Origin of the sequence: Dyella acidiphila, from assembly GCF_014863405.1 — a bacterium.
GTDB classification, from domain to species: Bacteria; Pseudomonadota; Gammaproteobacteria; order Xanthomonadales; family Rhodanobacteraceae; genus Dyella_B; species Dyella_B acidiphila.
Genome location: NZ_JACZZA010000005.1, coordinates 39378 through 64545, shown reverse-complemented (window position 1 = coordinate 64545; position 25168 = coordinate 39378). Strand labels below are relative to the sequence as shown.

Genomic DNA, 25168 nt, shown 5'->3' with positions numbered 1-25168 from the left:
GTGCCGATTCAAGCGGCTGCGCCGGGAATTTGGCGATATGCCGCCTGATCCTGCCGATTTAATTGCTACATGATGTGTATCGGTGCGAACATCGGCGGTGGTACCTCCGGGGGGAATTGCCAAGCGCTCTGTTCGCAGCACCAGGATAACGTCGGTCGACACTTCCTTGTTATGTCGATGGCTTCTTAGTCCGGCCAGACCGGACACGCCAGCGGGCCATCGATATCGTGCTGCGATAAAAGCGCTGCCAGCCGGTTTGGCTGGTGCTGCATGCCAGGTCATGCACGGGTGATTTGCTCCGCAGCGCACCGGTTGTGGTCATGGTCTGCCGCTCGGTTTTCTCTATGGATCTGCGGTGAGCCCTGCTTCATCGGTGTGATGTCCGGCCGCAACAGCGGCGGCTGGGAGGCATCGAGGCGGTCGATCCAATGAGCGATGCGGGGGAGCACAGATGCCACTGAGTCGGAGAGTCCTTGACGGTGAAGAGGCCGTGCCGTTGCGCCGCGCATCGGCGCCGGGCGGCAGCGCACAGCCGGCTACCCGGCTGATGCAGCGTTTGCACGATGGCCCGACCCAGCTGATGACGCTGGCCCTGCTTGAGCTCGACCAGGCCCGGCAGACCGAGCGCAACGTCGCCACGCAGGTGCTGGGCGGTATCCGCTCGCTGGTCAGCGAAGCCCTGCGCGGCATCCGCCAGGTACTGGAAGAATGGGATAGCGGCATGACAGCGGAAAAATCGTTGTCGCTGGCTACCTCGCTGATCAATCTCGGGCGCCGGCTTTCTTCCTTTACCGGCCTGGCGCTGCATATCGATTGCGACGATGCGGTCGCCGATCCGCCGCCGCCGGTGGCGGTGATCGTGCTGCAGGCGGTGCAGGAGCTGCTGCTCAACACCTGCAAGCATGCGCCGGGCGCGAATGTGGAACTGGTGTTGACGGCGCAGGCCAACGGCTTCGAGCTGACGGTGAGCGACGACGGCCCCGGCTTCGATCCGGTGGCGGTGTATCAGCGTCATAGCGTGCAGGGCGGCCTGGGCCTGGGCGCCATGCCGGAACGGCTGGCACGCGTCGACGCTGCCTTCCATCTGCAGGCCGCCCCCGGCGCCGGTGTGCATGTATGCATCCGCTGGCCGGGCGATTTCGCCGAACAGGGTTGGCCGGGCCGGCGTGTCGTGCGCCTGCCGGGCTGGGTGGTCAGGCGATGAACGTGCGCGTAGTGCTTGGCGACGATCACCTGATGCTGCGCGAAGGGCTGGTCGCGCTGCTGCAGCGCGAACCCGATTTCGAAGTGCTGGGACATGCCGGCCATGGCGCGGATCTGTTGCGGCTTGCGCGCAACTTGACCCCCGATGTGGTGGTGGCCGATGTCACCATGCCGGTGATGAACGGCATCGAGGTCGCCCGGCGCGTACGCAGCGAACGCCTGCCGAGCAAGGTGCTGTGCCTTTCCGCCAGTGCGCAGCCGGCCCAAGTGCTGATGGCGATGGAGGCGGGCGCATCCGGCTATGTGCTGAAAGAAAACTGTTGCGACGAATTGGCGCGCGCCATCCGCCATGCCTATAGCGGGCAGATTTTCCTGAGCAGCGAACTGATGGCGCCCATCCTCGGCGCGTACCGCGAAGCCGGCAGCGGCCACCGCGCCTGGACGCCGCCACCGCTGACCTGGCGTGAGCGCGAAATCACGCGCCTGCTGGCGGAAGGCCATTCCACTCAGCAAGTGGCGGATCGGCTGCATATCAGCGCGAAGACGGTGGCGACGCATCGCTCGCATGTATTTCGCAAGCTCAATATCCGCAGTGTGGCGGAGTTGACGCGCTATGCGGTGAAGCAGGGGATGACCGCGCTCGATTGAGCGTGTCGTTCTGTTGCCTGTGGAATCAGATAGCCTGGGCTTGGATAGCATGGGTTGCATAAATCCGCGCAACCTCAGCTCAAATTCAATACCAGGCGCTTGCTGTCCCAGCCTTCCTCGAAATCTGCGTCATATGCGACGCCCATTGCTGTGAGCGTTTTAAAACCTTTGCCCCGATACCATCCTTCGGCAGGGGCAGAATCAACCCATCACTGCATAAGACATAGCTAACACACGTCGCAAGCCCCTGCGCGACGTTCTTCCGCATGCCCATGTGCCTCAGCAAAGCAGAAGTCAATATCAGCATTTTGCTGATAGGTCGCGCCAGCCGCCGCGGCGTAACCTAGCCGGACCTCGTTTGCACGGGCTGGAGTCCATGCAAGCGGGGCCGTGTCATGAAGACACACAGGGGCGGCTCGTGATTGATCGTGTTCTCGAACATCTTGCGTCGCACCTCAACGCCCATTTCCGGCGGCAGTTCGAGGTGGCCGAGGATGTGGCGGTGGTGTCCAACCTGCAGGAGCTGGGCGGCGTGCCGGTGGTGCTGTCGACCAACAAGCTGGTGCTGTTCCTCAGCGGGGTGGAGCGCGACACGCTGGCATACCGCGCCACCGGCCTGCCGATGACGTACCAGAATGGCGTCATCCACAACGCGGCTCCCGTGTATCTCAACCTGTTGGTGATGTGCGCGGCCAATTTCAGCGGCAGCCATTATCCGGAAGCCCTGAAATTCCTGTCCGGCGCGATCGCCTTTTTCCAGGGCAGCCCCGTGCTCGATCACCAGAACACGCCGGGCATGGACCAGCGCCTGGAGCGGCTGGCGCTGAATATGGAAAACCTGAGCAGCCAGGAGATGCACAGCCTGTGGAGCATCCACGGCGGCCGCTATCTGCCTTCGGCGCTGTTTCGCATACGCATGATCACGCTCGATGCCGGCGCCATTCGCGGCCGCGACCCGGCGATCCGCCAGACCGAAACCGCGGCGGCGCCCTGACCATGCAACGTTATCGCGCCTTCGCCACGATCGATGTGCGGCACGACTATTTCGCCGATGGCAGCGCGCGCGACCTGGTGTTCCGGCCGCATGCCGATACCTCGGCGTTTCTGCATCGCTTCGCCATGCTGGTGCACGCGGACGGACGCAGCCTCGGCATCAGCGTGGCCGATTCCCAGCTACCGGGCATCTGGAGCGAGCGCAACGAAGAAGGCCAGCCGCGAAGCTTGTGCTTCGACTTGTATTCGGGCGATGCGGATTGCGTGTACTACACCGAAACCGTCGCCGTGCAGCCGCCGACACAGCAAGACGGCATCCAGCCGGCGCCGTTGCTGCCGGTTGCAGCGTCACCGAGGGCGCCATTGGCGACGGTGGCACTGCCGCTCAGCGGCGGCGGCGACGATTTCGCCGCCTGGGTCGAGGCGCTCGGCACGGCCTACCGGCTGCATCTGCAAAGCCGCAGCACGATCTGGAAATACCTGCTGGTTGGCGACTGGCGCGGACGCGCGCTGTCGATTGTCGATCAGCGCGGCGAAGTGAGCTTTACCACGCCGGCGCAACAGGTCCTGCCGAACGGGCAGTCCGCGCTGGTGGTGCATTCCACCTCGCCGATCGCCATGCGCGAGCGACCGCCGCAGCGGTTCCAGCTGCGCGATGTGACCGATACGCCAGGGCGTGTGCTGATTTCAAGGTTGCCAGGCGCTGCGCCGCAGCGCCTGTGGCGAGAGACCGTACGCGGCGTATCCACCGCCGTGTCGGAAATTTTTGTTCATAGCTGACACACAATGACAGGAGCCCGCCGATGGGTGCAATGAAGACACCGGGTGTTTATATCGTCGAGAAGAATGCGTTTCCCAACTCGGTGGTGGAAGTGGCTACCGCCGTGCCCGCATTCATCGGCCACACCGAAATCGCCGACAATCGCAGCAAGCCGCTTTCGTTCAAGCCCTGGCGCATCAGCTCGATGGCCGAGTACCACCAGTACTTCGGTTTCGGCCCGAACCCACGCTTCAACATTGCGGTGAAGAGCGATCCCTCCGCGCTGGCCGATTTCAAGGCGGCGGGCGCGGACAACAAGCTCACCGAATACGTGTTCGAGCAGCCGGCCGGCAAGGACGGCGGCCGCTACACGCTTTACAACGCCATGCGCCATTTCTTCCAGAACGGCGGCGGCCCCTGCTATATCATCTCGGTCGGCGACTATGCGTCGGACCTGGATCCGGACAAATTCGGCCGCGGTATCGACGAACTGCTCAAGGAGCAGGAGCCGACCATGGTGGTGGTGCCGGAAGCCGTGCTGCTCAAGCAGCCCGACTGCATCGGCCTGCAGCAGGCGATGCTGCAGCATTGCGGCGACAAGATGCGCAACCGCGTGGCGATTCTCGATGTGTGGGGCGGCGACAAGCCGCGCAACGATCCGGGCGGCGATCCGGTCGACCTGTTCCGCAACAGCCTGGGGATCAACTTCCTCAATTACGCCTCGGCCTACTATCCGTGGCTGAACACCACCGTGGTCGGCGACAAGGAGCTCAGCTACGAGAACATCGCCACCGCCGATGTGCTGCAGCAGCTGCTGCGCAGCGAACTGGGCCTGCCGGAAACCGCGCCCGACGGCGCTGCGCTGAAGGACAAGGAACAGATCCAGGCGATCGCCGACATCACCAAGGATTGGAGCAAGGTGGAACCGGCGCCCACGGATGACGCGATCCTGGCCAACAAGGCGCTGCTCAACAAGACGCTGATGACCATCAGTCCGCTGTTCAACACCATCATGGACCTGGTCAAGGGCAAGCTGAACCTGATGCCGCCGAGCGCGGCGATGGCCGGCATCTACACCATGGTCGACAACAGCCGCGGCGTGTGGAAAGCACCGGCCAATGTCAGCCTCTCCGGCGTGGTGGCCCCGGCCGTGACCATCTCGGCGGCGGACCAGGAAGACCTCAACGTCACCACCCAGGGCAAATCGATCAACGCGATCCGCTCGTTTATCGGCGAGGGCGTGCTGGTGTGGGGTGCGCGCACGCTCGACGGCAACAGCCTGGATTGGCGCTACATCAACGTGCGCCGCACCATGATCATGCTGGAAGAGTCCTGCAAGCTGGCGGCCAAGGCGCTGGTGTTCGAGCCGAACGTGGCCAACACCTGGGTCACCATCAAAAGCATGGTCGCGAACTTCCTCACCGGCATCTGGAAACGCGGTGGCCTGGCCGGCGCCGTGCCGGAAGATGCCTTCAGCGTGCACTGCGGCCTCGGCGAAACCATGACGCCGGACGACATCCTCGAAGGCATTCTGCGCGTCACCGTGCTGGTGGCGATGGTCCGCCCGGCGGAATTTATCGAGATCACCTTCCAGCAGCAGATGCAGAAGTCGTGACAGGGCGCGGGCGCCGCAGCGCGCCCGCTGCGTATGGCCTCATCTTTTGACGGAGTATTTGTATGGCAGACGATGGTTCGCAGCAGTCATCCAACGTATGGCCGATGCCCAAGTTTTACTTTCAGGTGAAGTGGGATTCGGCCGTGATGTCGTTCGAGGAAGTGTCCGGGCTCGACGTGGAAGCACAGCCGATCGAGTATCGCCACGGCGATAGTCCCGCGTATGCCTCGATCAAGATGCCGGGGCTGAAGAAATTCAGCAACGTCACCATGAAGAAGGGCGTGTTCAAGGGCGATAACAAGTTCTGGGACTGGTTCAACAAGATCAAGATGAACACGATCCAGCGCGTGCCCGTCACGATCAGCCTGCTGGACGAATCGGGCAAGCCGACCATGGTATGGACGCTGGCCAATGCGTGGCCGACCAAGATCACCGGCACCGACCTCAAGGCGCAGGGCAACGAAGTGGCGATCGAAACCATCGAGATCGCGCACGAGGGCTTGACGATTGCCAACGCCTGATCCGGCGGCATGGCCTGCGCAGGTCGTCCAGGAAGACACGCTGGGAGCCCAGCTCCCGGCTGCATTCCAGTTCACTGTCAGCATCGGCAGCGGCACAGGGAGCGGCGACAGTTCGTTCCAGGAAGTGTCCGGACTGGAGCTGAGCATGGAAGTGGACGAGCTGCGCGAGGGCGGCGAAAACCGCTTCATGCACCAGCTTCCCACTGGCGTGAAGCAGAAGCGGCTGACGCTCAAGCGCGGCGTGGCGCCGATGAGTTCGGCGCTGGTGAGCTGGTGCAGGAGCACGCTGGAGGGCGGCCTGTCGGTGTCGATCAAGTTGGCGCCGGTGACGGTGAAGCTGCTCGATGCCAAGGCCAATCCATTGCGTACCTGGTCGCTTACCAACGCCTATCCGGTGCGCTGGGAAATCGACAGTTTCCAGTCCACCAAAAACGAGGTGGCGCTGGAGACGATCGAGCTTGCTTATCAGTTTGTCCAACGAAGCGATTGAGGCTGCAGCGTGACGATCGAAATCCGCCAGATGGTGATCAAGTCCAGCATCGACCGCGGTGAAGCGGCCGGAGCGGACGAGTCCGCGCCGGCCGCTGACGAGCACGACGGCGAAGGCGGCAACAGCGAGGGCAACCTGGGCGGCAGCGAGGAGCGGCGGCGCCTGCGCATGCTGCTGGCGACGCAGTTCGAGCGGATGCGGGAGCGATAAATGCCAGACCGTCTCTCCTCCGGGAAATCGCAGCTGAAAATCAGCATCTGCGATACCAGCGGCAATACGCCTACGCCCAGCGGCAAATCGATCTCTCTGCTGATCAATCCGTCCGAACTGACCCTCTCGCGCAAGACCCGCTTCGGCGGCGCGGTGCCGATGGGCGACACCGGCAGCGGGCGCAATTTTTCCCGCATGCTGCCCGGCACGCTCGATTTTTCCACCGTGTTCGACGGCACCGGCGTGGTGCCGGTGCCATCCAATCTGAATCTGCCGGCCGAGGTCGAAGACCAGCTCAATGCCTTGAACGACGTGGTCTACACCTACAACGGCAAGCAGCACGAACCGAATGTGGTGCAGGTGCTATGGGGGCGGCTGGCGTTCTATGGGCGGCTGACCAGCTTCAATATCGACTACACCTTGTTCCGCCCCAGCGGCGCGCCGCTGCGCGCCAAAGCAAAGCTGAGCTTCCAGGGCTACAAGAATCCGCAGGAAGCGACGCTGGAGGCGAACATGTCCTCGCCCGATCTGAGCCACTCGGTGGTGGTCACCGAAGGCGACACGCTGCCGCTGCTGTGCCATCGCATCTACGGCGACAGCAGCTATTACGTCGATGTGGCGCGCTTCAACGGCCTGCACGCGTTCCGTGCGCTCAGGCCCGGCACGACCTTGCATTTTCCGCCACTGAGTTGAGCCATGGCCACTTCTCCCAATCCCATTAACGGCGGCGTGATTCGCGTGGTGATCAGCGCCGGCGGCCAGGCCTTGTCCAGCGCGCCAATCGTGTCGCTCACCGTGCGCCGCGCGGTCAACCGCATTCCCTGGGCCGAGATCGTGTTGACCGATGGCGATATGACCACCGGCGAATTTGTCTACAGTGACGAGGCCACCTTTGCGCCGGGCGCCGCAATAAGCATCAGCGCCGGCTATGGCGAGGAGAGCGCGGAGATCTTCAGCGGCATCGTGGTGCGGCACAGCTTGAAGATCGATAACGACAACAGTTCGCGCCTGGTGCTGGAGTGCCGCGACAAAGCCGCCAAGATGACGATCGGGCGCAACAACGCGAACTATCTGCAGGCCAAAGACAGCGACATCATCTCGACCTTGATCGGCAATCACGGCTTGTCGGCCACCGTTACCAGCACCTCGACGCAGTACGACGAACTGGTGCAGTTCTACAGCAGTGACTGGGATTTCATGCTGGCCCGTGCCGATGCCAACGGCATGGTGGTGACGGTGGACGCCGCCAAGGTGAAAGTGGCGCCGCCGGGCGCATCCACGCCCGCGGTGCTGACGGTGACCTGGGGCGACAGCCTGATCGCGTTCGAGGCGGATATGGACGCGCGCAGCCAGTACAGTTCGGTGCAGGCCGTGTCCTGGGATCCCAAGCAGCAAGCCGTGATGCAGGGCAGTCCGGCGGTACCGGTCAAGCTCAACGAGCAAGGCAATCTGGACGGCGCCACGCTGGCGGAAGTGGCGGGCCCCGACACCTATACCCTGCAGACCGGCGCCACCCAGCCGATGGCTGCCTTGACCGACTGGGCCAAGGCGGCGCAGCAGAAATCCGCATTGGCGCGCATTCGCGGACGGATGAGTTTCTGTGGCAGCGCACTCGCCGTGCCCGACAGTGTGATCGAGGTCAAAGGGGTGGGCAGCCGCTTCAACGGCTCGGTTTATGTGTCGGCGGTGGAGCACGATTTCAGCAGCGGCAACTGGACTACCCATGTCGAGTTCGGTCTGCGGCCGGATTGGCACATGGAGCGCGAAGACGTGGTGGCGCCGCTCAACGGCGGCCTGCTGCCGGGCGTGAACGGCTTGCAGATCGGCGTGGTGATGAAACTCGACGGCGACCCGGAAGGTGAGCAGCGCATCCAGGTACAGGTGCCGGTGCTGCAGGCGCAGGCGCAAGGTATCTGGGCACGCCTGCTGCAGTTCTATGCTTCCAGTGCATTCGGCGCGTTCTTTCTGCCGGAAGTGGGCGATGAGGTGCTGCTCGGTTACTTGAACGACGATCCCAGCCACCCCGTAGTGCTCGGCTCGTTGTACAGCAGCGCGCGCAAACCGCCGTATGCGCTGGAGGCAAAGAACAACACCAAGGCGATCGTTACGCGCTGCCTGCACAAGATCGAGTTCAACGAGGAAGACAAGATCATCACCGTGATCACGCCGGGCAAGAACCAGGTGGTGCTCGACGACAAGGCGCAGGCGATCACCGTGCAGGACCAGCACAACAACAGTATCAAGCTGTCCAGCGCCGGCATCGCCTTGACCAGCCAGTCCGACATCAAGCTCACCGCGCAGGGCAATGTGACGATCACCGCCAATGCGGCCATCAACATCAACGCCACCGCCGACCTCAAAGCCACCGGCATGAACGTCAACTGCGAAGCGCAGGTGGGCTTTGCCGGCAAGGGCTCGGCCACCGCCGAACTGTCCGCCGCCGGGCAGACCACGGTGAAGGGCGCGATGGTCATGATCAATTAACCGGCGCAGATCCAGGGGAAACACTCATGCCGCCAGCCGCACGTATTACTGACATGCATACCTGCCCGATGGTCACGCCCGGGCTGCCGCCGATACCGCATGTCGGCGGTCCGATTATCGGTCCCTGCGTGCCGACCGTGTTGATCGGCAAGCTGCCGGCGGCGGTGGTCGGCGACATGCTCACCTGCGTCGGGCCGCCGGATTCGATCGTCAAAGGCTCATCCACGGTGATGATCGGCGGCCGTCCGGCCGCGCGCATCGGCGATACCACGGCGCACGGCGGCAGCATCGTGCTGGGTTTGCCTACCGTGCTTATCGGGGGCTGAGCATGGCCGACTTTCTTGGCCGGGGCTGGAGCTTTCCGCCGCGCTTCGATCCGCGCACCAAACAAGCGGTGATGGTGGCCGACAGCGAGGACATCGCCGAAAGCCTGCGCATCCTGCTGTCCACCCAGCCGGGCGAGCGGGTGATGCTGCCCCATTACGGTTGCGCGCTGCGCCGCATGGTGTTCGAAGAAGCCAGCGAACAGACCGTTACCCAGATCAAGGAAATGATCCGCAAGGCGATCCTGTTCTATGAGCCGCGCATCAGCGTGAACAGCATGGATGCCCAATTGGTGGATGCGTTGAGCGGGCGGCTGGAGATCGTCATCGACTACACCATCCGCAGCACCAATACGCGGCACAACCTCGTCTATCCGTTCTATCTGCACCAGGCCACCGATCCGGTGCGGAGCTGACGCATTCCCATGTCATGAACGCTGGCACGCAACAAGACCAACGCCTCGCTGCTGCGCTCCGGCCCGGCTACATCGTGCCGGAGGAGTTCACGCTGGCCGAGCGTATCCGCCTGACGCTCGGCTATGCCGCGCAGCTGCGCTTTGCCAGCGGCGATGGCGCCGAGGCCGGTTGCTGGGACGAGGCTTTGCTGCGCGATGAAAGCGTGCTGCTGGCCGATATCGCCGCGTTTCCGCTGACCACGGCGCAGGAAGGTTTCGCCGAAGCATGGCCGTGGGCGGACGAGCGCCATCTGTGGTGGCGCGTACGCCAGCTGATGTCGCGCTTCGACAGCTGGTGCCAATGGCTGGCCTGGCACGACACGCCGGTGGCGGTGCAGGTCTTGCAGGCGATGATGGCGGCGATCGGCAGCAATCTGCGCGAGCTGGTGCAGGAGGCCGTGGGGTGCTTCGGCCTCGATGCGACCGAAGCCCGGCGCGTGCATCCGGCCTGGCGCGTCGGCGCACAGGCCGGGCAGGTGGCCGACGCACCGGCCGACATTGCGCGACGCCGGCAACTGCTGCGGCGCCTGTGGGGTGCGCTGTGCGTCACCATCGCGCGGCTGCGGCCGCTGGCGCAGGCGCAATTGCCGGCCAGCCTCGCCAGCGGTGCGCACGAGCCGGCGATGGGCCTGCTGCTGGCCGGGCTGCAGCTGTATCAGGACACGCGCGCGGTGGTGAACCGTTTTCCCGAGCGGCTGACCGATTTCTATTATTTGCAGTTATTGCGCATGCAGCCGCGCCGGCCGCGACACGAGCGCGTGTATCTGCGTTTCGAGCGCGATCCGCGCTACGTTGCGCCGGTGCAAGTGGCGCTCGGCACGCGCTTTATCGGCGGCAAGGACCGCGCCGGGCAGGCGATCGAATTCGCGGCCGAGCAGGCGCTGGAGGTGACCGACAACCAAGTCGCCGCGCTGTACAGCCTGCGCCTGGAACGCGATCCGCTGATCTCGCCTGAGCGCGAATTCGGCTATGCCACGCGCGTGATGTCGCAGTCCATTCCCTTGTTGGCGCCAGATGCGGCGTATGCGGAAGAGCCGCCGTGGTGGCCGCTGCTGGGCGGGCAGGCCAAGAGTTCGGCGGCCGATGCGCAACATGCCAGGCTGGGCTTTGCGGTGGCATCGCCGATGCTGGCCCTGAAGGAAGGCGATCGGCGCGTGCGCCTGTCGCTGCGCCTGTCGCATCCGGCCAATGACGACGAAATGCTGGCGACGCTGATGCGCCGCACGAACGGGCAGCGCGACGCCGCGTGGCTGGGCCAGGTGTTTGCGCGGCTCGACCGTGCCGAAGCGCGGCATCATCCCAGCCATGGCGTACCGCTGAGTGCGGCCAGTGCCGAACAGCTTGCCGCCTCCGCGTGGGCGCGCGCGCCGCGCACGCAAGGCGATGTGCGCTTGTGCTATTTGACCGCCCGCTGCCTGGCCGTCGGCGACAATGCAGCGTTTCGCGCCAGCCTCGGCCGTTTGTTTGCGGTGTGGCTGATCGCCGGCAGCGAAGAGCTGCATCCGCTCGATGTCGAGGCCTTGCGCAAGCATGCCGCGGCGCTGCCCGGCTGCGATGGCCCGAAGGCGGTCGAGATCGACGATCCGCTGATCCTGATTTATCCGCACGAACACGCCGACGCACATGCCGCCGGGCATGGCCTGCCGGATCGCGTGCTGATTTTCGAGCGCGTGTTCCGCGGTGTGTGGCAGGCCGAGTTCAGCGTGGCCGGCGGCTGGCTGGTGCCCGGCGACGTACTGGCGCGCCGGCGCGATGGCGATGGTTTCGGTCTCGGCGGCTGCATCGAATTGTCCATGCATCTGGGACTGGAGCGGCCGTCGGTGGTGGCCTGCAAGCCGGTCATCCATGGTGCGGACTGTCCGCCGCAGCCGATGCTGCGGCTGACCCTGCAGAACCGCACACGCCTGTACGCGTACAGCTTGCTGCAGCAAATCATCCTGCACGATGTGGTGTTGTCGGTGAACGTGACGGGTGTGCGCGACATCGTGCTGTACAACCAGCTGGGCCGGCTGGATGCCGGCAAGCCGTTCCAGCCATTCGGGCCGCTGCCGGCACTGGGCGCCTATTGTCTGTTCGGCAATGAGGAGCTGGCCGGCAAACCCTTGCGCGCGCTGCGCCTCAATCTGCGCTGGGGGCAACTGCCCACTGAAGAAGGCGGCTTTGCGGCGCGCTATCACGCTTATCCCGGCAACTGGCCGGCGGCCGGCTTTCAGGTGCGGCCGGAAATTCTGCGCGATGGCCAATGGCGCGGCGGCAGCGGTGGCAACCTGGGCTTGTTTCAGGGTGAACGCCGTCTGCGCGAAACAATCAGCCTGGTCTTGCCGGAAACCGATCTCGCGCTGTATCACCGCCCACAGGCGCGCGCGCCGGAGCCGCTCGTCTACGGCACCACCACCCGTAACGGCTTTTTCCGCCTGGAATTGGCCGCGCCCGGCACGGCTTTCGGCCACAGCCTGTATCCGCGCCTGCTGTCCGAAGCGCTTACTGCCAATGCGCGGTTGAAGCGCGCGAAGCTTGCGCTGCCGCTGCCACAGGAGCCGTACACGCCGACGGTGGAGCAGCTCTCGCTGGATTACCTTGCCAGCCAGCGCATCTCGCTCAGGTCGGGTACCGATGGCGCTGCATCCGGACAGCTGTTTCACCTGCATCCGTTCGGGCATGACACGCCGCGTGCGCGGCCCGGCATGGACGGCGTGCCGCTGCTGCCGCGCTATTTCTACGACGGCAATTTATATGTGGGCCTGTCCGGCTCCGATCCGTGCGGCGCCTTGAGCTTGTATTTCCATCTGCGCCCCGAGAGCGCCGCCGAATGCTGGCAGGCGGCGCTGCCGCAAGCTCGCTGGGCGGTGTGGGGCGAACACGGCTGGCGTGCGCTGGAAACCGATCGCACCCTGTCGGATGGCACGCTGGGTTTTCTGCGCAACGGCATCGTGGTGCTCGACCTGCCGGCCGGCATGACGCGCGATTGTCCGCAGCTACCCGGCGGCCTGTACTGGCTGCGGCTGAGTGCCGACGGCGTGCTGGAGCGGCTGGCCGGCCTGTACGGTGTCTACACCCAGGCAGTGACCGCGCGCCGAGTCGAGCCGCGCGGCGCGGATGAAGCCGGCACGCCGCTGCCGCCGGCGACCGTGCGCACACCCTTGCATGCAATCGGCGGCCTGCGCGCGATCCAGCAGATCGGCCCATCGTATGGTCTGGGCCAGCCGGAGGCGGCCGGCATGTTGCGCGTGCGCAGCGCCGAGCGGCTGCGGCACAAGGACCGCGCCAGCACACCGTGGGACTACGAACGCCTGCTGCTGGATGCGTTTCCCGCAGCGTTCAAGGTGAAGTGTTTCGTCAATGGCGAAGCCCCCACTGCGGCGATCGCCGGCAAGCCGGGCGGCGTGCTGGTAGTAGTGGTGCCGGCGCCGCGGCAGGGCGTGCTGTTCCACAGCACCGAGGCGCCGCGCTTCGATGCGGCGGTGCTGGAACAAATGGCCGTCCATCTACGCGAACGCAGCGCGCCGGGTCTGCAGCTGGTGGTGCGCAATGCGGTCTACGAGCGCATCCAGGTGCGCTGTGCATTGCGCCTGGCGCGCGGCGTGCATCCGGGCGCGGCGATGATCCGCATCAACCAGGCCATCGTCGAGTTCCTGTCGCCCTGGCATGCGGACGGCTGCCGGCCCACTTTCAATTGGGACGTGCGCGCCGAGGCGATCGAAGCACGCCTGCGCGAACTGGATGAAGTAGATGTGGTCTGCGCAATGTCCCTGCTGCATATCGTGCGCACCGACAGCAACACCTACCAGCTGCTGGATACGGCACGTACCCGCGACGGCAAGCCGGTGCGGCAGGTGCGCCCGGTGCAGCCATGGAGCCTGGTACTGCCGACGCCGCGGCATCTGATCGAACTGATCGGCGTGCCTTCGACTCAGGGTGCGCAGGCCACCGGCGTAGGCAAGCTGGAAATCGGCGGTACCTTTATCGTGGGCGGCGTGCCGGCGGCACCGGGGCAGGTGGCGCCATGACTATCCGCAACCGCGAATCGCTGCGCAGCTACTTCAGCGACGGTGCGCTGCCGACGCAGGAGCACTTCGCCGACTTGATCGATTCGATGCTCAATATGAGCGACGAGGGCTTTCGCAAATCGGTCGAGCGCGGTTTCGAAATTTCCGCAGCGGCCGGCTACGAGGCGCTGCTGAGCTTCTTCCGCGACCAGGATCCGGACCTGCCGCTGTGGTCGGTGCTGTTCGGCGGCGCGCAAGGGCAGTTGCTGATTCGCGCCAACGGCGAGCCTCCAGCCGACGGCGAAACCGATACCAGGCCGCCCTTGCTGTGCCTGGATCCGTCCGGACGGATCGGTATCCGCAACGCCAGTCCGGCCGCCGCCCTCGATATCGACGGGATGCTGCGCAGCAAGGGGCGCAGCGGCAGCTATGCGCGCGCTCACGCCGTGCCGCTGCTGGCCAATGGGCAGTGGCAGGATCTTACCGACGATCTGGATGGCTGCCAGGCATTCGAAGTAACCGCCGGCGCCGGCCACCAGGGCAAGGGTAGTTTTGCGCTGGTGCATGCGGTCGCGCTCAATACCTATAACCCCACCCTGGGCATTCTCAATTTCCTCAATCGCAAGCGCGGCATCCGCAGCACCGATGCGTTCTACGCACGCCGCTGCGACCGCCTGCAATTGCGCTGGCAGGGCAGCAGCGGCCGCAACGCCAGCTATCGGCTGCAAATCCGCAGCGGCTGCGATTACGGCAGCGGCATCGCGATCAACGCGCATGTCACCCAGCTGTGGTTCGACCCGCATATGCAAAAGGGGCAGCCATGAACGCGCGGATCGAAGCCGGTACGGGTCTCCCGCCTGCGTTCGCCGCGCCGTTGCCGGCGGTGATCGAACGGCATCGCGGCGACGATCCATTCGCCTACGAAGCCTTGCGCGCCAAGGCGCTCGCAGCGCTGCAATCGCTCAGCGGCGAGCACTGGACCGACTACAACTACCACGATCCCGGCGTCACCTTGCTCGATGCGTTGTGCTTTGCGTTGACCGAAGATCTGTTCGGTGCGCAGCAGCCCTTGCTGGACTTGCTCGCCGCACCGGACGGCCGCATCCACTACCGCAGCGTGGGACTGCACGCCGCCGAGGAAATCCTGCCCAGCCGCGCCTGCACCCGCATGGACTATATGCGCTGGCTGCTCGACCGCGTGCCGGGCGCGTTGCAGGCGCATGCCGATATGCCGGCCGGCAACGGTCTGTGGCACATGAGCATGGAAGTGATCACCGAGCAGGCCGACAGCGCTCATGCCGCCGCAGCGCGCGCCTATTGGGCGCAACGCAACCTCGGCGAAGATCTGCAAGCCTGGCCCGACGTGTTGCAGCCGTGCTGGTGCACGCTGCAGCTCGATCTGAATATCGAGGGCGTACGTGCGCCGGAAGAAATCCTCGCCGACGTAGTTGCGCTATGTGCCGAACATGTCGATGCGGCACCGCGGCGCCATTCGCTGATGGAGCGCCTCAACGCGCAAGACGCAGGCAGTGCGCTGGCCGAGCTGCTGGACGGCCCGCGCTTGCGCCTGGGCTGGATCGATACCGGCAGCCTGGAGCGCGACCTGGACAGCCGGGTGTATTTCGGCGATCTGGCGCGCCTTGCGCTGACCGTGGAAGGCGTCGCCGAAGTCAGCGGCATCAGCCTCAAGGCGGACGGCCTGGACAGTTCCGGCGGCGCCTTGCCGCGCCGCGGCGACGGCTGGGTCTTGCGTTTGCGCTGGCCGGATCGGCACGAGGCGATGCAGGCATGGCAGATCAAGCGGCGCGGCAACCCGATTGGCGTAGCCGAAGATGCATTGCTGCATCGCCTGGACGATCTGCGCCGCAATACCGGTGGACGCGCGGCTGCCGACAGTGCACCGGAGATGGCGGGTTCGCCCTTGCTGCGGCCGCAAGGCCAGTACCTGTCGCCGGATGTCTACGTATCGCTGTTCCGGCAATTGCCGCGCATTTACCGCGAACGCTTCGACCTGACCATGAATGCGGCCGACGCCGCCGATGCCGCGCAATTGCGCGCCTACCTGGCGCTGCTGGAACAATGGCTGGCGCACGGCCATGCGCAGACCCATTACCTGCGCGAGCTGTACACCACCCGCCCGCAGCCGCGCGCCAGCTATGCCTGGGAGGTGCTGGGCGAGGAGCATATTCCCGACCTGGGCGAGCTCTATGTCAGTGGCCGCGAACAGGTGCGCGAAGCGGTGTTCGCGGCGGCGGATGCCACGCTGGAGCGGCGCGGGCGCGTACTCGATCATTTGCTGGCGCTGTATGGCGAAGGCTGCTGGCAGGGCAGCATCCGCCCATTCGGCTGGTATTTCAGCGCCGCGCTGTGGCCGGTGCATTTGTTCGAGCAGAAGCGATTGATGCTGCGCTGTGTGGCGGCGCTTACCCGTGATCGCTACGGCGCGATCGACTACAGCCGCCGCTCCCTCGGGCGGCGCAACAACACCTCGGCCCTGCAGCAGCGTGTAAGCCTGCTGCTGGCCTTCAAGTACCGGCACAGCCGTTTGCTGATGGCGCCGCTGCGCGATGCCAAGCTCGCCCTGGCGGCCGAAAACCATGTGCCGGGTGACACCGACAAATTGCCTTCGTCGCTGCAGCCGCCCACGCTGTGGAGTCCGCGCCGCCGCCGCGTGGTCGACGGCATGGGTACGGACTTGGCCAGCGCCGCACGCGCACTGGCCCTGCATTTCTCCGACCTGGATCCACATGCGTTGCCGCCGGCCCTGCTGCGCAGCGCGGTGCATGCAGAGCGTTACCGGCATATCGACGCCGGCTCGGTCTGGCTGGGTGGCGACGATAAGCAGAGCTGCTGGCGCCTGCGCCTGCGCTCGAATCGCGTACCGGCGGAAGCGGCGGCGATCTGCCTGCATGAATTCGCCTGCCGCCTGCAATTGGAATGCGAAGGCATGCATGTGCTTGAGCATGTGCTGCTGCGACCGCTGGCTGGCAGCGATCCGGATATCACCGACGATTTCTACGCCTACCGCCTTACCGCGGTATTCCCGGCCTGGACCGCGCGCGGACACGATGCATCGTTTCGTCGCGTCGCGCAGGAAACCCTGGCGCTCAACGCGCCCGCGCATCTGCGCATCCAGACCTTGTGGCTGGATGCCGCGGCGATGCAGCGTTTCGAGCGCTGCTATGCGGCGTGGCTGGAAGCCAAACAGCTGCATTGCGCCGCCATGCTTGCCGCGGATGGCGCAGATGCCGCTACCCACCGGCTGGAAGACTGGACCCGCATGCTGCGCTGGCTGTTGTGGCGACATCTGGGTGCCGACAGTCCGGAGGCGGGTGCATGAGCCGCCACGTGATCGAGACGCTGGAATGGCACTGCCGCGGCAGCGAGCGGCAACCGGCGCTGGCGCAGCAGAGCATCAGTGCCTTTCTGCACGGTCCCGGCGCGCGCGTGCTGGAAAACGTGTTCGACCAGTTGTCAGCGCAGGGCGAGGTGTGGCGCATCGACCAGCTGCAGATCGACCTGGGCAAGCTGGCTGCCGATACGCATGCCGACGAACTGGCGCACAGGCTGGAACAGGTGCTGGATACCGAGCTGCGCCGTCTGCGTCAGCAGGACACGGCGTTGCGCGTACGCGCGCCGACCGCGTTGCGCATCGGCCGTGCGCAGGAGCGCGAGCTGGAGCAATTCCTGTATTACCTCGAACACGGCCGGCTGCACTGGTCGATGCCGCCGCTGGCCAGTGGCGGCATGGCCGACTGGCTGGCGCGCCTGGCGCGGCAAACCGGCCCGCGCCTGTGGCCCGCCCTGCAGCGTTTGCCGCATGCCGATCGCAGCTTGCGCCGGCTCAGCCACATCACGCCATGCCACGGTTTGCAGGCCTTGCTGGCGCTGCGCCACAGTGAACTCGCGCAGGCGCTCGATCAGCTGGACGACGCCGTGCTGGAACCGCTGCGCGCACAAGGGCGCTTGAGTGCCTACCAGCTGGCGCAGGTGCGTCAGGCCTGGCGCGTGGCCGGGCTGCAGGCGCTATGGGGACAGGGCAGCAGCGCCCTGGGTGTGGCGCGCATGCAACGCCTGCTCAGTGCCGTGGGCAATAGCTTGCTGGCGCAGCTGGGCGAGAGCGGCGCATCGCAGCTCGGTGACTGGCTGGATGCTGCATCGCCGGCCTGGGCCAGCACCGGTTTGCAGCGCAACCTGCTGTTGGGTGTGCAGGCGCGTCTGCTCGGTGAGCGGTCGCATACCCAGCGCAGCGATGCGCGCACATCGCAACAGCATGCCGCCAGCGAAAGCGCTGCCGGCGAGCAGGCCAGCGACGTGGTGCTCACTGCCGCATGGCAGGAATCGCTGCGCCAGTTCGCGCTGCTGCATCAGTACGATCCGGCAGTGCGCGCGGCCGGCCTGGGTTTGTCGCCGCTGCAGCTGTATGTGCTCGACTACAGCGTGGCCTATCTGCATGAGGCCGAACGTGTGCCGCAGGATCATGTCGCCTGGCAACAGGTATGGAACAACGCCTTGCTCGCGCTGGTGCGGTCCGGTGCAGAAGACAGCGTGGATGTTCTGGACGATCGGGGCCGCTCGACCAGGCGGCCCATGCACGGCGAACGACCGCAGCTGCGCAATCGCCGCAACAGCGACGGCACGGTTTCGCCCGCCGACGATCACCCCGACAACGAAGCGATCTATATCGCCAATGCTGGCCTGGTTTTGCTGGCTAACTTTACCCCGCATCTGTTCAGGACACTCGGCTTGCTGGACGGCAATGCTTTTGTGAATGAAGCGGCGCGTCAGCGCGCCGTGCATTGTCTGGTCTATCTCAGCGACGGCCATACCGGCAGCGAAGAGCACGAATGGGTGCTCAACAAATTGCTCTGCGGTGCCTCGATCGAAGAGCCGCTGCCGCCGGCCGGATCGCTGGATGAAATCAAGCCGGTGCTCGACAGCCTGCTGGCCGCGGTGATCCTGCATTGGAAGGGTCTGGGCAGCACGTCGCCGGAAGGTCTGCAGCAAACTTTTTTGCGCCGCATCGGTCGTCTGGTCGAGCACGAATCCTACGAAGGCGAGCATTGGCGCATGAAAGTGCAGCCGCTGTCTTTCGACGTGCTGCTGGACCGGCTGCCGTGGGGCTACAGCACCATCAAGCTGCCGTGGATGAAAGGGGCGATCCATGTCGACTGGCGTTGACGATCGCTACGCACTGCACGCCGCCGCACTCAGCCAGGAGCTGGACTGGCTGGATGCCGTGCTCAATCTGCGGCTGGAGCAGCATTTCCAGCAACACGCACAGGGCTTCGATGCCGCGCCGCCGCCGCCGTCGCTGCCGGAGGGCAGTGCCCTGGACGAACTGGTGAGCGAGCTGGCGCTACAACCGGCCGAGCGTGCCGTGCTGGCGCTGGCGTTGGCACCGCATTTGCGCCCCGGTGCACTCGATCTGCTGTTTGTGCGCAACCAGAACCTCGATCGCGGCTTCACCGAATTCGGCGGCTGGAAGGCGCAGCGCCACGGCGGCTTTCTGCCTACCGGCGAAACCGCGGCGTTCCTGGTGGCCGGCGACGACCTGGCGCGGCGCATTGCCCTGGTCGACCTGTTCGATCCGCAGCATCCGTTTATCGTGCGCGACATCCTGCGCCTGGATTGCGAAGCGGCCGGTAACGAGCCGCAGCTCAGCGGCGCGCTCGGCGTAGGCGCGGAGACACTGCAACGCCTGCAGACCGGGGTGGCGCACAAGCCCGACTACAACATCCAGTTTCCGGCCAAGCGCATCACCACTGCGCTGAGCTGGGCAGACCTGGTGCTGACACCCTCGGTGATGGACGAGATCGCGGTGATCCAGACCTGGATGGAGCAGGGCGCGGCACTGATGCAGGACTGGGGGTTGGCGCGCACGGTCAAACCCGGCTATCGCAGCCTGTTCTACGGACCGCCCGGTACCGGCAAGACGCTTACCGCCACCTTGCTTGGACAAAGCGCCGGGGTGGATGTCTATCGCATCGACTTGTCGATGGTGGTGTCCAAATACATCGGCGAAACCGAGAAGAATCTGGCGCGCGTGTTCGATCAGGCGCAACACCGGCACTGGGTGTTGTTCTTCGACGAAGCCGATGCGCTGTTCGGCAAACGCGCCGCCGTGCAAAACAGCAACGATCGGCACGCCAACCAGGAAATCGCTTATCTGCTGCAGCGGGTGGAGGATTTTCCCGGCGTGGTGATCCTGGCCAGCAATCTGCGCGGCAATCTCGACGAGGCGTTTTCACGCAGGTTCCAATCGATGGTGTATTTCCCGATGCCCGATGCCGAGCAGCGCCTGCGGCTATGGCGCAGCCTGTTGCCGCAGGTTGCGCGCGTAGCGCCCGAGGTCGACCTGGAAGCGATTGCCGAGCAGCATGTGCTGTCCGGCGGCGCGATCGTGAACGTGCTGCGCTTCGCCGTGCTGCAGGCCGCGCGCAGCGGCGCGAACCAGATCGGTACGGCGCATCTGCGCAGCGCCCTGGCCAAGGAACTGGGCAAGGAAGGGAGGACGGTGGGATGAAGCCGTTCGCGCATGCCGTCGTTTCCATGCTCTTGCGCTGTTGTGGACTGCTGCTGGTCGCCGTGCCGAACGTGGCGCATGCCGTGTCTTGCGCTGGCATGCAGCCCCTGCAGCTTGGCAGCAGTGTGGTGACCCTGCCGCCCGGCACGGTCGGCCAGCCTTACCAGTACACCTTGCACGCCAACGGTGGCGCGCCGCCGTATACCTATCACGCCGGCAGCCTGCCGCCAGGCATCGCGATCAGCAGCAGTGGCGTGTTGTCCGGCATGCCCAGTTCGCTGCCGCTGATCGCAGTGTTCGTGGCCGGTGTACGCGACCAGCATGGCTGCACAGCACAGCAGACCTACAAGCTGGCCATCACAGCACCGTGGCAACCGGCGCCTGCACCGGCACCGAAACCGCTGCCCGCGCCCAAGCCCTTGCCACCGCCGCCGCCGGCACCGAAACCCGCACCCAAGCCCTTGCCACCCACGCCGCTGTCCACGCTGCCGCTGTCCGACACGCTGGCGGCGCCGTCGTCGCCGCAATCGGCGATGGACGTGTATGCGCTGAGCGCGTCGATTTTCAAGGACAAGGACGTGCTTGCCATGCTCAAGCAGATGTCCGCCAGCGCCGCTACGGCCGGTGCCGAAGCACCGGCGGATGACCCCGACGGCAACGACAAGGATGCGCCGGCCGGCAAGGACGACTCCGCCAACAACAACGCGGTGAGCGACAGTGGCGCATCCAAAAACAGCACACCCAAGGACGACTCCGCCAAAGATGATGACCAGGACAGCGCGCCCGCCCAGGACGCCAGGCAGCCGGCGGATCCCGCCATCGAGGCCGATGCGCAGGCGCAATTCCAGCGCCTGCTGCAACCGCTGCTTGGCGTGGAGTATCCGGAGCGAGAATTGTTTACCGCTGCGCTCGACACGCGCTTGTGCAATTTCTCCAACGAGCTGGTCGAGGCGGCAGCGAGCAAGCAGGGCCGTCCCGCGCCGACGTTCGACAAGGCAGACTGCCCGCCCGACTGGAGCAAGCTGGCCGGGCAGGACGACTACGTGCCGGCCGACCCGCTGCCGTGGAAGCAGGTGCCGCAATGGCTGATGAGCCCGGCGCTGCGTGCCCTGCTGATCGACAAGGCGCGGCAGTCGTATTCGTTGCTCAATCCGCCCGCGCCGCAATGGATCGGCAAGGGCTGCGGCTGCGTGCGCCAGCTCAGTGGCGAAATCTACGGGTTTTATCCGTACTGGCATAACGGCGACAGCCCGCAGCGATTGGATTTCAGCCTGCTCTCGCGTGTAAGCGTATTCGGACTGTGGTTCATGGACAACGGCGACCTGCGCGAGCCGAACTGGAGCCAACCGCAGGACAGCGGCTTTATCCGCGAAGCGCATCAACACCGCACCGCCATCGACTACACGCTTTATCACAACGACTGGCACTTCCTGAAAGACCTCGGCGATGACGACCTCGCACGCATCGCCAATCGCCTGGCCGTGCAGGCGGCCAACTTCATCGATACGCCGCTCACCGACCTGGCTTCGCGCAGTCATGCCTGGGTGCCTGGATTTGCCAATACCGAACGCTACGGGAATGGCCTGACGCTGTATCTGGACCAGTTGCCGGCGGCTGACGATCCCTTGCGCCCGGTGTTCGCGCGCTATCTGAACAAGCAAGTGTTGGCGTTGATCAGCGAGCTGCGCAAACGCCAGCGCCCATACGTGCTCAACATCGTGCTGCGCGATACCGACCTCACCGCCGCGGGCGGGGTCTGGCAGGTCGAGCATATGGCCGAATACCTGCACCAGGCCGAGGCGATCGATCCGTTGGGCGATACCGTGGCCAGCGAAAACGCGCGTGTGCGCAGCAGCACCAATCTCACCCTGCGCTATCTGGTGCTGCTCACCCAGCCCACCGACCGCAGCATGCGACAAGTGGTGTCGGCCATCGACCACAACCAAGATATCGACGAAGAAGTGTGCCGGATCTTGCTGCACCGGGTGATTCCGATCGTTTCCACCGGTGCCTCCACCGAACAGGCGCTGGCCGAGGATCTCGCCTACGCCTCCGACAACTTCGGCGGTGCCGGCTTCTGGACCGCACCGACGCTGGGGCAGGATCCGGGCACGATGACCGCCGCGCGTATCCGCGGCAGCTTTATGCCGCGCACGCCGCGCGCAGAGCAATTGAATGGCTGGATCTGCGAATACCGCTGGCCGCTGCGCATGGCCGCCGAAGCACTGCTGGTGGTGTGGTTGATCGCTTTCCTGATCTACCAATCCAGTTGCCGCATGCGCCAGCTCGGCCTGCCTTACCAACTGGGCTTGCTGCTTGGCGCGATCGCGTTCCTGCTGCTGGGCGCGCTGCTGCTGGCCGGCGATCCCGCCTTGGTCCGGGTGCGCCAGGGCAATGCCTTGCTGGCCCTGTTGCTGGTGGCGCTGATCGCCACGGTTGCCTATCACATGCTCAAACCACGGGTGGAGAGACCATGAAAACGCCAAAGCCGATGCAAGCCAAACTGGCCGCCGAACCGGCAGCCGCACAAAACGCAGGTGCCGGCGCGCTGCAGCGCAGGGTGGCAGCCACACCGCGGCAGGCGGGCGAGGCGGCGCATATCGCGCAACTGAAGGGCGACGACAAGCCGAAGGCCAAGGCGCCGCCGCCGAAGAAAGGCAAGGGCAAGTAACGCATTCGCGCAACAGAGATCGCCTCCATGATGCACTTGCTCGAAAAGGCTGCCGTACTGCAATACCACCGCCGTCGGCTCGGCGATCCCGGGCGCTGCGCATTGGGCTGGCGCACCGTCGACAGCCAGCGCCTGCGATTCGATGCGTTATCCCGTGTCGGCGACCTGAGCGGCAGCAAGGTGCTGGACCTGGGATGCGGCTACGGCGACCTGAAGCCGTTCCTGGACCAGCGATTCGCCGATGTCGCCTATCTCGGCATCGACCATATGCCGGAATTCATCGAGGAGGCGCGCCGCCGTCATGGGCATTTGCCGCGTACCGGATTCGTGCAGGCCGATATCCTCAATGCGGTGTTCCCGGCGGTGGACTACGTGCTGGCATCGGGCGCCATGAGCTACCGCTGCAGCAATGCGCTGTATCCGTACAACCTGATCCGCCAGATGTGGGATGCAGCCGAACGCGGCATTGCCTTCAATCTGCTCGATGCGCGCGTGTTTCCGCCCGGCAGCGTGCTGTGTGGGCAGGATCCGGAGGCGATTCTGGCGTTTTGTCGCACGCTCGATCCGGCGGCGGAGCTGGTGACGGGGTATGTGGTGGATGACTTCACCGTTCTGATGCGTCGCCAGACTGGCATTCCGGCGCAGGCCTGAAGCCATGGCTGATGCGGCGCGAACATTCATCATCGTTAGAATGTGACAGGGTCCCTGGCCATGAAGCAAAGCGATTCCATCCAGCCTGCGAAGACCGCTGTTGAGCAAGAAGCCCAGCACGGCGACGCCATCGGGCATCCCATGCAGAAAAAGATCGATGCCAGCCCGCGCCAGAGTGCCCAGAAAAGCCGCCTGACCCAACTGCAGGAAACGACGGCGGGGTCAGGGTCCAATGGCCTGCCATCGTCGTTGCGCACAGGCATCGAAGCGCTGTCCGGCGTGGATATAGGCGATGTCGCCGTACATCGGAACTCCGCCAAACCGGCGCAGATGAATGCCCTTGCCTATGCCCAGGGCAGCGAGATCCACCTTGGTCCGGGACAGGAGCGGCATTTGCCGCACGAAGCCTGGCACATCGTGCAGCAGCGGCAGGGCCGTGTCCGGCCCACCATGGCATCTGCCGACGGTACGCCGGTCAACGATGATCGACGGCTGGAAAGCGAAGCGGATGTGATGGGAAGTCGCGCACTTGATGCCAGTACGAAACCCGTCCAGCAAATGCCGGCGGCATCTTCTGCAACGACGCCTCCAGCGGCCGGGGTCGCGCAGCGCTTTCTTCTGGTTAATGCCAAGTCGATCTCTTCGGGCCAGATCATCAACGCCGGCGAACGCGCCCGCGACGCGCCGGGGCTCGACCAGGCACTGGGCAGACTGGGGCTTGCCGAGCGTTTCAAGGTCATGGCGGAATTGCGCGCCATGGCGCTGGACAATCGCCAGCACAGTTATGCCAGCTGGGAAGAAGCCGTCCCCACCAAGCCACGGCTGGTGATTGGCAACACCGAGGCCGGGGTCGACGTTATCCGCACTACCTCAGATCTGCTGATCTGGCTTGTCAGCCACCCGATCGCTGCGAAGGACATGCCGCGTTCCTATGCTGCACCCGAGACGTTGCGCGCCGTCATGGAGTTGCTGGAGGAATACCAGGAGGTGATCAGTCCGAGTCAGACCTGGGCCGCGGTTCGCAAAGTCGACGAAAAAACCAGTAGTTCGTTCGACAAAAAAAAATGGAAAGACGGTATTTGGGGCAAGGACAATGAGCCCAAGCGTTTTCGCCGAAAAATACCCAAGGAAGAATATGACGAGGCAGTAGAAAAAGTCTTCAACAGGATCGGCAGCCACAAATTCGTCGGCTTACATGCCACCTCGATCGAAAATATCGGCGGATTGGTCAAGGAAGGGGTGTCGGCAGCCCGGTTCGGATCCGGCCATGGAGTCGGTAAAGGCAAGGGGCTGTACATCATTCCTACTTTGGGCAATCTCAATAAGAGCCTGAGGGAGTCACTGTTCTCCTGGGGCAGCAACTATGTGGGTGTATTCCTTCCTGCTGCTGCTCGCCTTCGCTCGGCCGGCGATGGCGACAATGTGGAAACGCTGGAAGCAGCTCGTGAAGACAATGAAATCGCCTACTACTCTTTCGGAACGGCCGAGGCGGTAATTCCGCCCTCGCTATGTGACCAGGTGATCCTCGTTTGCGATCCGGCGCACATAAGCGTCGCGCCAGCCCAGTACGAGGCGGAGGTGGATGACGGCTCCGTCGATGATTTTGTCGAGACTTTCGTTTAATCAGCCTGC

21 protein-coding genes are annotated in these 25168 nt (G+C 64.8%); all 21 read left to right on the top strand.

Going from position 1 to position 25168, the window contains the following annotated elements; genetic code table 11:
* The first annotated feature begins 490 nt into the window (after positions 1–490).
* The 21 genes from IGX34_RS09835 to IGX34_RS09735 all read left to right on the top strand — a co-directional run bounded on the left by IGX34_RS09835 (position 491) and on the right by IGX34_RS09735 (position 25159).
* A complete protein-coding gene (locus IGX34_RS09835; RefSeq protein WP_192555551.1) occupies positions 491–1204 on the top strand; it encodes an ATP-binding protein in 714 nt (237 codons plus the stop codon).
* On the top strand, positions 1201–1851 hold the full coding sequence (locus tag IGX34_RS09830; RefSeq protein ID WP_192555550.1) for a response regulator: 651 nt from the start codon (positions 1201–1203) through the stop codon (positions 1849–1851). The genes IGX34_RS09835 and IGX34_RS09830 overlap by 4 nt, the downstream gene beginning before the upstream one ends.
* A 418-nt stretch (positions 1852–2269) precedes the next feature.
* Positions 2270–2845 carry a Pvc16 family protein gene (locus tag IGX34_RS09825; protein WP_192555549.1) on the top strand — a complete coding sequence of 192 codons (576 nt, stop codon included), beginning with the start codon at positions 2270–2272 and terminating at the stop codon, positions 2843–2845.
* 2 nt (positions 2846–2847) lie between these two features.
* The gene (locus IGX34_RS09820; protein WP_192555548.1) at positions 2848–3624 is read left to right on the top strand and encodes a hypothetical protein; all 777 of its coding nucleotides are present in this window, start codon (positions 2848–2850) and stop codon (positions 3622–3624) included.
* 23 nt (positions 3625–3647) lie between these two features.
* A complete protein-coding gene (locus tag IGX34_RS09815) occupies positions 3648–5219 on the top strand; it encodes a phage tail sheath family protein (RefSeq protein WP_192555547.1) in 1572 nt (523 codons plus the stop codon).
* Between the two features lie 62 nt (positions 5220–5281).
* Positions 5282–5740, top strand: a complete 459-nt coding sequence (locus IGX34_RS09810) for a phage tail protein (protein WP_192555546.1) — start codon at positions 5282–5284, stop codon at positions 5738–5740.
* Complete coding sequence (locus IGX34_RS09805) at positions 5727–6230, top strand: phage tail protein (protein ID WP_225737362.1); 504 nt, start codon at positions 5727–5729, stop codon at positions 6228–6230. The genes IGX34_RS09810 and IGX34_RS09805 overlap by 14 nt, the downstream gene beginning before the upstream one ends.
* A 9-nt stretch (positions 6231–6239) precedes the next feature.
* Positions 6240–6440, top strand: a complete 201-nt coding sequence (locus tag IGX34_RS09800) for a DUF5908 family protein (RefSeq protein WP_192555545.1) — start codon at positions 6240–6242, stop codon at positions 6438–6440.
* Complete coding sequence (locus IGX34_RS09795) at positions 6441–7133, top strand: CIS tube protein (protein WP_192555544.1); 693 nt, start codon at positions 6441–6443, stop codon at positions 7131–7133.
* Between the two features lie 3 nt (positions 7134–7136).
* Positions 7137–8924 (top strand): type VI secretion system tip protein VgrG, encoded by a 1788-nt coding sequence (gene vgrG / locus IGX34_RS09790; RefSeq protein ID WP_192555543.1) that lies wholly within the window; start codon positions 7137–7139, stop codon positions 8922–8924.
* A 26-nt stretch (positions 8925–8950) separates the two neighbouring features.
* Entirely contained in the window at positions 8951–9250 is a 300-nt protein-coding gene (locus tag IGX34_RS09785) for a PAAR domain-containing protein (protein WP_192555542.1), read from the top strand.
* Positions 9251–9252: 2 nt separating this feature from the next.
* Positions 9253–9663, top strand: a complete 411-nt coding sequence (locus tag IGX34_RS09780; RefSeq protein WP_192555541.1) for a GPW/gp25 family protein — start codon at positions 9253–9255, stop codon at positions 9661–9663.
* Positions 9664–9677: 14 nt separating this feature from the next.
* Positions 9678–13709, top strand: a complete 4032-nt coding sequence (locus IGX34_RS09775) for a hypothetical protein (protein ID WP_192555540.1) — start codon at positions 9678–9680, stop codon at positions 13707–13709.
* The gene (locus IGX34_RS09770) at positions 13706–14512 is read left to right on the top strand and encodes a hypothetical protein (RefSeq protein WP_192555539.1); all 807 of its coding nucleotides are present in this window, start codon (positions 13706–13708) and stop codon (positions 14510–14512) included. The genes IGX34_RS09775 and IGX34_RS09770 overlap by 4 nt, the downstream gene beginning before the upstream one ends.
* Positions 14509–17028 (top strand): hypothetical protein, encoded by a 2520-nt coding sequence (locus tag IGX34_RS09765; RefSeq protein ID WP_192555538.1) that lies wholly within the window; start codon positions 14509–14511, stop codon positions 17026–17028. Before IGX34_RS09770 ends, IGX34_RS09765 begins: the two co-directional genes overlap by 4 nt.
* A complete protein-coding gene (locus IGX34_RS09760) occupies positions 17025–18869 on the top strand; it encodes a contractile injection system tape measure protein (protein ID WP_192555537.1) in 1845 nt (614 codons plus the stop codon). Before IGX34_RS09765 ends, IGX34_RS09760 begins: the two co-directional genes overlap by 4 nt.
* Entirely contained in the window at positions 18853–20214 is a 1362-nt protein-coding gene (locus IGX34_RS09755) for an ATP-binding protein (RefSeq protein ID WP_192555536.1), read from the top strand. The genes IGX34_RS09760 and IGX34_RS09755 overlap by 17 nt, the downstream gene beginning before the upstream one ends.
* Entirely contained in the window at positions 20211–22691 is a 2481-nt protein-coding gene (locus tag IGX34_RS09750; RefSeq protein ID WP_192555535.1) for a hypothetical protein, read from the top strand. Before IGX34_RS09755 ends, IGX34_RS09750 begins: the two co-directional genes overlap by 4 nt.
* Positions 22688–22885, top strand: coding sequence for a hypothetical protein (locus tag IGX34_RS09745; RefSeq protein ID WP_192555534.1), 198 nt, complete (start codon positions 22688–22690; stop codon positions 22883–22885). The genes IGX34_RS09750 and IGX34_RS09745 overlap by 4 nt, the downstream gene beginning before the upstream one ends.
* Positions 22886–22912: 27 nt before the next feature.
* Entirely contained in the window at positions 22913–23536 is a 624-nt protein-coding gene (locus IGX34_RS09740) for a class I SAM-dependent methyltransferase (RefSeq protein WP_192555533.1), read from the top strand.
* A 60-nt stretch (positions 23537–23596) separates the two neighbouring features.
* Positions 23597–25159: an eCIS core domain-containing protein gene (locus tag IGX34_RS09735; protein ID WP_192555532.1), complete on the top strand. Its 1563-nt coding sequence runs from the start codon at positions 23597–23599 to the stop codon at positions 25157–25159.
* Positions 25160–25168 lie beyond the last annotated feature (9 nt).

Excerpts from the sequence above, each read along its gene's own strand:
- IGX34_RS09830 (WP_192555550.1), top strand. The coding sequence starts at position 1,201 with ATGAACGTGCGCGTAGTGCTTGGCGACGATCACCTGATGCTGCGCGAA.
- IGX34_RS09820 (WP_192555548.1), top strand. The coding sequence starts at position 2,848 with ATGCAACGTTATCGCGCCTTCGCCACGATCGATGTGCGGCACGACTAT.
- IGX34_RS09815 (WP_192555547.1), top strand. The coding sequence starts at position 3,648 with ATGGGTGCAATGAAGACACCGGGTGTTTATATCGTCGAGAAGAATGCG.
- IGX34_RS09810 (WP_192555546.1), top strand. The coding sequence starts at position 5,282 with ATGGCAGACGATGGTTCGCAGCAGTCATCCAACGTATGGCCGATGCCC.
- IGX34_RS09795 (WP_192555544.1), top strand. The coding sequence starts at position 6,441 with ATGCCAGACCGTCTCTCCTCCGGGAAATCGCAGCTGAAAATCAGCATC.
- vgrG (WP_192555543.1), top strand. The coding sequence starts at position 7,137 with ATGGCCACTTCTCCCAATCCCATTAACGGCGGCGTGATTCGCGTGGTG.
- IGX34_RS09785 (WP_192555542.1), top strand. The coding sequence starts at position 8,951 with ATGCCGCCAGCCGCACGTATTACTGACATGCATACCTGCCCGATGGTC.
- IGX34_RS09780 (WP_192555541.1), top strand. The coding sequence starts at position 9,253 with ATGGCCGACTTTCTTGGCCGGGGCTGGAGCTTTCCGCCGCGCTTCGAT.
- IGX34_RS09775 (WP_192555540.1), top strand. The coding sequence starts at position 9,678 with ATGAACGCTGGCACGCAACAAGACCAACGCCTCGCTGCTGCGCTCCGG.
- IGX34_RS09770 (WP_192555539.1), top strand. The coding sequence starts at position 13,706 with ATGACTATCCGCAACCGCGAATCGCTGCGCAGCTACTTCAGCGACGGT.
- IGX34_RS09765 (WP_192555538.1), top strand. The coding sequence starts at position 14,509 with ATGAACGCGCGGATCGAAGCCGGTACGGGTCTCCCGCCTGCGTTCGCC.
- IGX34_RS09760 (WP_192555537.1), top strand. The coding sequence starts at position 17,025 with ATGAGCCGCCACGTGATCGAGACGCTGGAATGGCACTGCCGCGGCAGC.
- IGX34_RS09755 (WP_192555536.1), top strand. The coding sequence starts at position 18,853 with ATGTCGACTGGCGTTGACGATCGCTACGCACTGCACGCCGCCGCACTC.
- IGX34_RS09750 (WP_192555535.1), top strand. The coding sequence starts at position 20,211 with ATGAAGCCGTTCGCGCATGCCGTCGTTTCCATGCTCTTGCGCTGTTGT.
- IGX34_RS09745 (WP_192555534.1), top strand. The coding sequence starts at position 22,688 with ATGAAAACGCCAAAGCCGATGCAAGCCAAACTGGCCGCCGAACCGGCA.
- IGX34_RS09740 (WP_192555533.1), top strand. The coding sequence starts at position 22,913 with ATGATGCACTTGCTCGAAAAGGCTGCCGTACTGCAATACCACCGCCGT.
- IGX34_RS09735 (WP_192555532.1), top strand. The coding sequence starts at position 23,597 with ATGAAGCAAAGCGATTCCATCCAGCCTGCGAAGACCGCTGTTGAGCAA.